This window comes from Longimicrobium sp. (assembly GCF_036554565.1).
Lineage (GTDB): Bacteria > Gemmatimonadota > Gemmatimonadetes > Longimicrobiales > Longimicrobiaceae > Longimicrobium.
This window is the reverse complement of sequence record NZ_DATBNB010000516.1, coordinates 1-6,899: the sequence shown is the minus strand read 5'-3', so window position 1 is coordinate 6,899 and position 6,899 is coordinate 1. Positions and strand designations below refer to the sequence as shown.

7 protein-coding genes are annotated in these 6,899 nt (G+C 67.0%); 4 read left to right on the top strand and 3 right to left on the bottom strand.

Features of this window, described 5'->3' with window-relative positions:
* From VIB55_RS14140 to VIB55_RS14125, 4 genes are all read left to right on the top strand, one after another.
* Positions 1 to 1,037, top strand: a 1,037-nt coding sequence (locus VIB55_RS14140) for an esterase/lipase family protein (RefSeq protein ID WP_331877300.1), incomplete at its 5' end; no start/stop codon positions are given.
* 104 nt (positions 1,038 to 1,141) lie between these two features.
* On the top strand, positions 1,142 to 2,182 hold the full coding sequence (locus VIB55_RS14135; protein ID WP_331877299.1) for a PQQ-binding-like beta-propeller repeat protein: 1,041 nt from the start codon (positions 1,142 to 1,144) through the stop codon (positions 2,180 to 2,182).
* Positions 2,183 to 2,241: 59 nt separating this feature from the next.
* Positions 2,242 to 2,616 carry a hypothetical protein gene (locus VIB55_RS14130; RefSeq protein ID WP_331877298.1) on the top strand — a complete coding sequence of 125 codons (375 nt, stop codon included), beginning with the start codon at positions 2,242 to 2,244 and terminating at the stop codon, positions 2,614 to 2,616.
* A 151-nt stretch (positions 2,617 to 2,767) separates the two neighbouring features.
* Positions 2,768 to 3,541 carry a hypothetical protein gene (locus tag VIB55_RS14125; protein WP_331877297.1) on the top strand — a complete coding sequence of 258 codons (774 nt, stop codon included), beginning with the start codon at positions 2,768 to 2,770 and terminating at the stop codon, positions 3,539 to 3,541.
* Between the two features lie 93 nt (positions 3,542 to 3,634).
* On the opposite strand, the gene VIB55_RS14120 is transcribed toward VIB55_RS14125, so the two are convergent.
* The 3 genes from VIB55_RS14120 to VIB55_RS14110 form a co-directional block, all read right to left on the bottom strand.
* A complete protein-coding gene (locus tag VIB55_RS14120) occupies positions 3,635 to 4,522 on the bottom strand; it encodes a hypothetical protein (protein ID WP_331877296.1) in 888 nt (295 codons plus the stop codon).
* A gap of 253 nt (positions 4,523 to 4,775) precedes the next feature.
* Positions 4,776 to 5,834, bottom strand: coding sequence for a PA0069 family radical SAM protein (locus VIB55_RS14115; RefSeq protein WP_331877295.1), 1,059 nt, complete (start codon positions 5,832 to 5,834; stop codon positions 4,776 to 4,778).
* 179 nt (positions 5,835 to 6,013) lie between these two features.
* On the bottom strand, positions 6,014 to 6,421 hold the full coding sequence (locus VIB55_RS14110; protein ID WP_331877294.1) for a hypothetical protein: 408 nt from the start codon (positions 6,419 to 6,421) through the stop codon (positions 6,014 to 6,016).
* Positions 6,422 to 6,899 lie beyond the last annotated feature (478 nt).

Below are 6,899 nucleotides of genomic sequence, written 5' to 3'. Positions count from 1 at the left end.
CATCAGTACTCGCGGTCGGCCACGAGCGTGCCTTCAGTACGTCGACCTTCAAGCGGCTGGACGAGCAGGCGACCGAACTCGAGGCGGAGGTGAACTCCACCGGGCATGGCAGGAACATCGTCGTCGGGCACAGCCAGGGTGGCCTGATCGCACGCCGGTTCGCGCAACGGCGCAACGACCTGGTGCACGGAGTGATCACGATGGGTACGCCGCACCGGGGAGCGCTGGTGGCGGATGTCGGCCCGGACCTGGTGTCCGAGTACGTCAGCGACGCCGTCGAGGGTGACTGCTTCGGTTCTTTCATGTGCGACATTATCGCCCAGATTACGGCTCGCCGGATCGCGGGGGAGATCACCTACGGTGTCGCGGGGACGCTGGTCCCCGTGATCCAGGACGTGCGGACGAATTCCGACTTCGTCAACCAGCTGAATTCGACCTACGAGCCGTTCCTGCGCGCGAGCATCGAGGTCGACGCGGGAAACCGCTGGTCGCTGATGCGGATTGTGGGAGACGCGAACACGCATCGCGGGCGCCTGCTGAACGGCGGCCGCCCTGACGGGCAGGCGTACGTGCGCACGACGGAACGAGTGTACCGCGCGGGCATCTTCCTGCAGGATCTCGCCATGTTCCTCAGGTGGCAGGCGTATCCGTACGGCGGCGGGGTCGGGTGCGGTTATTCCGGATACCGGACCTATTGGCCCCCGTGCTACGACAACTACTACGGGAATTATTGGCACACGTCTTCGTACTGGAACAACTTGGCCTCCATTCTGTTCAACATCGGCAACTTCGTGTCCTCGACGCTGGAGCGTATCGACGACACGTGGAACTACATCACGAACCGCAACTACGAGCGCTCGGACGGGTTCGTCCAGTTCTCGTCTCAGCAGTACCCGGCCGGCCCTGGGACTTACACCCCCGCCCGGTTCATCATCCGGCCCCCGGAGGCGGACAGCCACACGGGCGAGACGGCCAGCCCCGCGTCGCTGATTCGGATTAGAGCCGCCATGGAAACCATGGGCGTGGTGCAGCGGTGAACTGGCGACGAATTTCCGCCGCGGCCCTCCTCGGGGGGGCCGCGAGCGCCGGGTGCAGCGGGGATGGGGTTTCGCCCACGCCAGACCCGCCGACGCACGCCGGAGTGGTAGAAATTTTCCGGACGCCGGTCAGGGCGGAGTTCCCGCCGGTTCGACCGGGGCTGGACGCCGACCGCATTTACGCCGACTACGACGGGGGAGGGCCAATCGTTGCGCTGAGCCGCACGACGGGCACGGAGGTGTGGCGCTACGAGCGCCCGTTCGGTGGGCCCAAGAACGTGTCCGTACATGCGGGACGAGTGCTGTTCGCGGGCTCGAACGCCATCGCGCTGGATGCGGAATCCGGACGAGAACTGTGGCGCTTCGATCCGGGCGGCATCGCCGGCCTCGGGGTGACTGCGGCGCACGCGGACGGCTTCTACTTTGGTACCGACCGCTTCATCTTCGGATTGTCCGTGCAGGATGGTTCGCTGCTCTGGCGCACCGAAATCGGGCCAGGATGGCAGTACCGGGGCATCGTCCGCGGCGTCTCAGTCTCCGGTGACACCGTGTACGCGAACGTGGAGCAGTACCTGGCGGAGAACGGCCACCTGGCCGTGGGTCACATCTTTGCTCTGGACCGCCGCACGGGCGCCGTCCTCTGGAAATTCACCGAAGGGAACGGTACCGACCGGCATTGGTTCATGAATCAGCCGGTTGTCGCGGGGGGGTGGATTCTTCTCAGCGATTTTGAGAAGAACGTCTATGTAGCGCTGGACCGCATTACGGGTGAGGCCCGCTGGCGGACGCCGGGTGATCCCGATCGGTATTTCGGTGCGCTCGACCCGCCGAAGGTATCGGGTGACACCGTCTACACGTCATCGGCGGATCGCTGGGTAACGGCCATGGATCTGCGGACGGGCGCGGTGTTCTGGAAGACACGGCTGATGGCCAGCGTGGACGGCATTGCGCTGTGCGGCAGCCGGATTCTGGCGCACGACGGTGGGTTGTACGTCCTGGACCGCGGCACCGGGAAGCTGCTGAAGAGCATTGTTGAGGACACTCCGGGATACAGTACGCTGATGATCAGCAAGTTCGCCTCGGACGGCAGGCACGCGTACGTTTTGGGGAACCGCTTCGTGTACGGCTACCGCTGCCCTGAATGAGCGGCTGGCCCTGCGGAGGGGACGCGATGACGAGGATCGTTCACGTACGATGTGCGGCGATGTTCCTGCTCCTCTTCGTTGCCGCGCCCGCGGCGGGGCAGTCCCAGGCGCCACCCGTTTCGCCGGCCGCGCACGATACGCCCACCGGGCCCCCCAGGCTCCCGGCGCCTGTGACCTGCCTGCGATGCGAGGTGACGAGCTCCTGGCCCGCGAAGGCGAGCGATCAGGAAACGCAGGGTGAAGCGCTTCCGAGGAGTGCGGCGCCGGTGATCGGGGTGTTCGCCGGGGCCGCGGTGGGCTTCGCCGTGACCCGGATCGCGTGCGGTGGCGGGTGCGAGATGGGAGACCTGATCGGCATCCTGGCGGGTGCGGTGATCGGATACTCCATTGGCGAATACATCAAGGACCCACCGGGACTTCCACCAGGGTGGTAGGGCTTGTGCCACAAAAGGCGAACCGGGGGCGCACAGGTGATCGTGCGCCCCCGTCAGCCTTCCCGCGTTGCCTGCTTGCCGTCGGGCGGTTTCGCTGCCTATCCTGTCGTTCGTCCGCCGCAATCCAGAGACAGCCCGCACGCGCTTCCCGATGTCCAATTCCGTCCCGCCATCGTCCAACTCCGGCACTGCGCATGCGAACTCGGCGCTGCCGGTGGACGCCGGGGTGCCGGGGCTGGAGCCGTCGCGAATCATCGAAACGGTGCGGGCGCTGGGCGACCGGGTGAGTGAGCGATTCCCGGCGAGCGGGCTCTCGCGCCTGGCGCTGCAAATGCTCGGGATCGCCCAGCGGACGGTGGCGAACGTGCGCTGGGTGCAGGAGCCCATCCTGTGGGTTCGCGTGGCGGTGGGGCTGGTGATCCTGCTGCTGATGGCGCTGCTGGCCGGGATCGCAGTGCGGCTGGATGTGCGCGCCGAGGGGGCGGGGACGCTGGACCTGCTGCAGGCCACGGAAGCCGTCATCAACGAACTGATCCTGCTGGGCGCGGCCGTCCTGTTTCTGGTGACGGTGGAGGGGCGGATCAAGCGGCGGCGCGCGCTGCAGGCGTTGCGGGAGCTTCGCGCCCTGGCGCACATCGTCGACATGCACCAGCTGACGAAGGACCCCGACCGCCACCTGCGGGGCAGCCCCGCCCAGGATACCCCATCCTCGCCCACCCGCACGCTGACGCGGTTCGAACTGGCGCGGTACCTGGACTACTGCAGCGAGATGCTGGCTTTGAACAGCAAGTTGGCCGCGCTGTACGCGCAGACCTTGGATGACCCCGTGGTGCTGGCCGCGGTGGACGAGGTGGAAACGCTCACCACCGGGTTGTGCGTCAAGATCTGGCAGAAGCTGGTGATCGTGAACCAGGCGCCTCCCTGAGAGTGGGAAAGTGCGGGAGTGCGAAAGTGGTGGGATGCGTGGAGACCCCGGGCGGCGCGGCCGTCCGGGGTCTCGTCGTCTCGTACCTTGCCGTCAGGGGCGCGCATCGGGCGCCAGCAGGAAGCGCGGGTGCGCCATGCTCCGCACGAACGGGGGAACGGATTGCAGCCACGGCGCCGGGCCATCGGCGTCCAGGCGCGCGTCGGCGCTCACCAGCCGGCGGTGAAGCACCAGCGTGGGAAGCACGCGGTCGCCGCCGGGGCCGTGCTGCACGGCATCGCGCAGCACCACGAACGACTGGTCACCGTGCAGCTTGGCGTGCAGCCCGTGCGACATCCCCGACAGCACGTGCCCTTCGGCGGTGCGGAACAGGTGGCACTCGGGCGTGTGGTTGCCCGGAAGGCGCCCGCGGTCTACCGAGGGGTTCGCCGTGCGGAAGTCGAATGCGTAGTCCACCGAGTCCACGTCCAGGAACATGGACCGGGGTGTCTCGCCCCCCTGCATCCGCGCCTGGAACTCGGGGATGGTTTCGTCGGCCGAGGGCATCAGGAGCTCCACCAGGTGCGAGGGCCGCGCAATCCGCGACAGCCCCAGCTCCTTGGGGGGCGCACACAGGTAGTGGCACAGCGACCGGCGCGCGTGCGGCTGCCCCGCGGCGGCCTGCCGGGCGAAGCGCACCGCGGACACCAGCAGGTGCGGCAGTCCCCGGACCCGCAGCCCCACCAGTTCCCAGAACGCGTCCTCCTCCTCGCGCACCAGGAAGAGCGAAGGCGACCCGGGCTTCGCGGCCGGGCCCTGCTCGCGGTGCTCTGCGAGGACGCGTAGCAGGGTGGCCACGTGCGCCAGGTGCCGTCCCCCGGGCGGAGGCGGCGCGGCGGCGGGGGGCTGGTCGCGCACCAGCGTCAGGCGCGGCGGGGCGACAGTCACCTGCGCATGCGACGGAGGCGCGGACTTCAGGGCGGCGGCGTACATGATGGGCATCCGGGCAGGGGAGGGTGGTCGTGTGCCCTCTCCCTGTGCGAACCGGGTGCCGTGAAGCAGCGGTGATGTAAGTCGTTGTTACAGTGCGATTTACGAGATTTGCGACGCCCGGCGAACGCGCCGGTCTGCGTCCGGATTTCGTACGGCGTCGCGCGCGATTCGCCGAAACCGCGCGCCGTGGCTCCGAAATTCCTCCTGTCCGGATTCCGGACGCCGCTCGGAAGCGGGTCGAGCCCGGGCGAGGCGGTTCAGGTCAGTCGAAGAGTCCCATCTGCCCGGCGGGGTGCGGCCGGTGGAAGCCGGCCGTAGACAGGGGAGGCAGCTCTTCCGTGAGGCCTGACTTGCGGCAGGCGGTGGCGAACAGCGCCCCCATCTGCACCGCGAAGATCCCCTCGCCCCGCATGCGGGTGCCCCACTGCGGATCGTACAGCTTGCCCCCGCGGATGGCGCGGATGCGGTTGAGCACCTTGTCCTTGCGATCCGGGAAGTTTGTGGCAAGCCAGGTTTCGAACAATTCCTTGAGCGCGAACGGCAGCCGCAGCGGGATGTAGCCGGCCGCGGTGGCGCCCGCCTCGGCGGCGGCGGCGGCGATGGCCGGCATCTCGTGGTCCGTGAGCCCGGGGACGACGGGGGCGATCAGCACGCGCACGGGGATCCCGGCGGCGGAGAGCACGCGGATGGCCTCCAGCCTGCGCGCGGGGGTGCTGGCGCGCGGCTCCATCACCCGCTGCAGCTTTTCGTCGAGTGTGGTTACCGAGATGTTGACGACGGCGGCGCCATACGACGCAAGCTCGCCCAGAAGGTCGGCGTCGCGCGTGACCAGGTGGTTCTTGGTGACGATGCCCACCGGGTTGCGGAACTCGGCCAGCACTTCCAGGCACTGGCGGGTGATCCCCAGCTTGCGCTCCGCCGGCTGATACGGGTCGGTGACGCCGCTGATGGCGATGGGCTGCGGCTTCCACCGGGGCGACTGCAGTTCCTTGCGCAGCAGCTCGGGCGCGTCGTGCTTCACCAGGATCTTCGTCTCGAAGTCCAGCCCCGACGAGAAGCCCAGGTACTCGTGCGTGGGCCGGGCGAAGCAATAAACGCAGCCGTGCTCGCAGCCGCGGTACGGGTTCAGGCTGGTCTCGAACGGCACGTCGGGGCTGTCGTTGCGCGTGATGATGCCGCGCGTGTGGTCGCGCATCAACTGCGTGCGCGGGCCGGGCTCGTCGGGGTCGTACGCCTCGTCGTCGGGGACGTACTCGGCCGACTCGAACCGGTTCTTGGGATTGTGCGCGGTGCCGCGCCCGCGGAGCTGAACCAGCTGCATCTCGGGACCGTCCGGCTGGTGTGGGGAGCCTTCTTCCGCACACAATGTACACCGAATGGATGCCGAAGACAAGGCGGCGTCGCTACGCCGGATGATACGGAGTCAGAATGCCGGGTCCCATCGTTTTCCTCCCGCGCAGGTGCTTGATCGCGCGAATCTCTCGAGAGTCAAGCCATGGCTTAGATCTGCTCTGGGGCTGCGCACACGGCCCTCACCCCAATGGGGACCATATAGAGGAATACAATCACCGCTACTGGCGTCTGCCAACCGGTGAGGCCGCTGAGCAGTGCAGCCGCAGTGGCGACCTGTCCTACGGCGTTGCCAATGACTTGGTTCCGTAGATCCTCCAAACGCGGCACTAAATCCTTCTCTCCCAAGAGTGCAGCACATGCCTCGGTTTTCAGCCGATCGAGCAAGGTGCCCGGCCCAAACCGTGCTGTCGTCGGAACCAGGTCCGCCAGAGCGTGCGCCAAATCTCCCCCGTGCGCTGCCACCAGACCGGCTGCGCGTACCGCGTCAGCATCTGTACCGGTCGCGGCGTAGTGCGTCGCAATCCGCAGGATCACCTCACGATCATTCCCGTTCATTCGTCTCCGATTGTAAAAGAATCGTCCGGGGGCCGCCCGCTCCCGAGCTGATCTGGCCAGCATGACCGCGCTGGCTGGGCAGCGTAGATCGCCGCGCAACTCCGATGCGCGGATTGGTCGGCGGGTTCGCCTACGAACCGGGCTCCTCGCTTAGGTTAGACGTCTGACCGAAGAGTTTGAGCACCCGGTTTAGCAATGTGTCAGACCCGTGCACAACTCCCCACAACTCTACGAAACGCTCTTGTCCCACTGCCTCGTGGAGCATCCGGAGACTGTGGAATCCCGCAGCGGCATCATTGGACCCGAGTTCTAGATAGATGTGCAGTGCGGTAAGGGTTGCCGACATTGAAGCTTCGTAGTCCCCTTGCTCGCGCAGGAGCATCCCTAGTTGACTAAGACTAGTAGCCATAACTGGGCGATTCTCCAGCCCTTCCGCGATCACCAAGCTCTTACGGTACCAAGCTTCCGCGGTGTCTAG

Excerpts from the sequence above, each read along its gene's own strand:
- VIB55_RS14130 (WP_331877298.1), top strand. The coding sequence starts at position 2,242 with ATGTTCCTGCTCCTCTTCGTTGCCGCGCCCGCGGCGGGGCAGTCCCAG.
- VIB55_RS14125 (WP_331877297.1), top strand. The coding sequence starts at position 2,768 with ATGTCCAATTCCGTCCCGCCATCGTCCAACTCCGGCACTGCGCATGCG.
- VIB55_RS14120 (WP_331877296.1), bottom strand. The coding sequence starts at position 4,522 with ATGCCCATCATGTACGCCGCCGCCCTGAAGTCCGCGCCTCCGTCGCAT.
- VIB55_RS14115 (WP_331877295.1), bottom strand. The coding sequence starts at position 5,834 with ATGCAGCTGGTTCAGCTCCGCGGGCGCGGCACCGCGCACAATCCCAAG.
- VIB55_RS14110 (WP_331877294.1), bottom strand. The coding sequence starts at position 6,421 with ATGAACGGGAATGATCGTGAGGTGATCCTGCGGATTGCGACGCACTAC.